Source organism: Microcystis sp. M49636_WE2, assembly GCF_030065375.1.
Classification (GTDB): Bacteria; Cyanobacteriota; Cyanobacteriia; order Cyanobacteriales; family Microcystaceae; genus Microcystis; species Microcystis aeruginosa_C.
The window spans coordinates 1-2,123 of the sequence record NZ_JASJFG010001077.1; the positions used below are offsets into that span (position 1 = coordinate 1).

A 2,123-nucleotide genomic window follows, 5' to 3' on the forward strand; every position below is an offset into this window, starting at 1 on the left:
AGCAGAATAACCTGTATTGGTGGCCCGGGCCATCCATCGATCGGTTTCGATCGCTCGCATGGTATCCTGAGCATGGTGTTGAGCGGGCATGGCGTGGCTATAATGGGCGTTATTAGAAGCAGTAATAATAAATTCGCCTCCCCTAGCAGTTTGACGGCGAAAATGTTCGGAAAAAGCCGACTCGTAACAAATGCCCACAATGATTTTACCGAAAGGACTGTCAATAATTTGATCGGCATCTCCCGGTATTAAATGCGCTTGCAAGGGAGAAAGGCGATCAACAATTCCGCCTAAAATTTCCTGAAAAGGAACGTATTCGCCTAAAGGCACGAGAATTACTTTATCATACCGACTAATCACCTGTCCCTCGCCATCAATGGTCAAGAGACTATTATTATAACCCTTGTCCACCTTGCCAAATGCACCCAACCAGATCGGCGTTTTTTTGGCTAAAATTGCCGAATAAATCGAGCTATTATTGACTAAGTTCTCCCAATAATAGGGTAAGGCGGTTTCAGGAGTTAAGACGGCATCTACTCCTTGATCGGCGAGAATTTGATAACCAGAGGTGTAACCTTCGAGTGCCTTTTGAAATCCTAGGGGCGAAAGTTTAATCGTGTTGGGAATATTGCCCTGAATTACGCCAATTTTTATCCCTAAATCCCTTGACTTTTCGAGCGGTTTATGGTAAACATTCCATCCCCAGAGATGCAGGCTCAAACAAATGAGGAGGGGTAAAGAGAGAAAAGCGAGATTTTGCCGCGATTGACGGATTAGGAGCAAGCTTTCGGCGATTAAACCGTTAACTGCCACAATTGCCGCCGTTACCGTCGTAAAACCCGATAATTTGCCCAATTGCAGAATCAATAAATTATGGGGACTTTGACTATAAGCAAGGGTAGTCCACCAGAGAGGGGATTGACTCCAGAGAGATTCTAACCCACACCAGAGGGCAGTACCGATGAAAACCCGCAGGAGAGCATCCCTAAAAGATGACTGATTAACACTTTTGTTGACATAAAACATAACTAACGTCCAAGTTAGCACGATCGCCGTTCCCCAAAAAGTAATAAACAGCCAACAAAACAGAGCAATTGACAAACTCGCTAACCAGGGGACACCCATCCACGTCATCGGGTGAATTCCCGTGATCCAGAATAAAGCGAGACCATGGTAGGCAAAACCCCAGCCAAAACCGTATAAAAGCTGTTTTTTTAGGGATTTTTCCCCTAATCTCACAATAATCCACAGGGGGACGAGAGAAATCCAAGCGAGTAACCACCAAGAAACCGGCGCTACTGTTATCCCCATCCCCACACCGGCCAAAATTGCCCAGAGAAAACGCACCATCTTTCACTCCAGTCAGGTTAAACTCCTCTGACCTACTAGATCTCAGAGTAGCTAGAGGGAAGACAAAAAACAAGAGACAGACAGAAGTTTTTCAGTACATCTACAATAGATCAGTTAGCGAGTAAAAAAGCCCCTCGATCAGATGCTATGGCACGCTATAGACTCAGACAAACAGGGAGATGGGGAATGTCACCCTTACCCTAAAAGTCTAAACTCGGACTGAATAAATGATTGAATACATGGATAATTTTAACCCCAAAATAACGGCTCTGGCTCTTGTCTTGAATGTTGAGGAAAATCTCGAAGATATTTTTCGGAAAATAGCTAGTATGAGCGCTCATCAATTGCGAGCGCGGCGCTGTTTAATCCTGTTAAGCTCTCCACAGGAATTAAAAGGGGAAATTACCGATTATCTAGAAGTTTTTGCCCATTATGATGAGCTATCACCTTTGGCTGATCAAGAAATAATTAAACTTGATCAAGCTATTGCCGACAATGTAGCGGCCACAGGGAAACCTTTACTAATTAAGGATATAACTCGATCATCATTTGCCAGTGCAGCCAGTTATCCAAAAAGAGCAAATAATAATAGTTTTATATCCGTACCGATTATTCTGAATCAGCAGATAATTGGAGTAATTAATCTCAGTTTTCCCCTAGACAAAAAACATTTTGAACCATTAGATTTAGAAATCTTGCAGTTATTCGCTCAACAGGCTGCCCAATCCCTGCAAATTTTTCATTTGCAAGGGATGTTAAAATCTCGTTTTGTG

General features: G+C 43.1%; 2 protein-coding genes. One reads left to right on the plus strand and one right to left on the minus strand.

The window, feature by feature from the left end:
* The coding region (gene lnt / locus PX484_RS24985) for an apolipoprotein N-acyltransferase (protein WP_288106091.1) at positions 1-1,350 on the minus strand (1,350 nt) is incomplete at its 3' end.
* Positions 1,351-1,589: 239 nt separating this feature from the next.
* Here lnt and PX484_RS24990 point away from each other — a divergent pair.
* A partial coding sequence (locus PX484_RS24990) for a GAF domain-containing protein (RefSeq protein ID WP_288106094.1) occupies positions 1,590-2,123 on the plus strand: 534 nt, incomplete at its 3' end.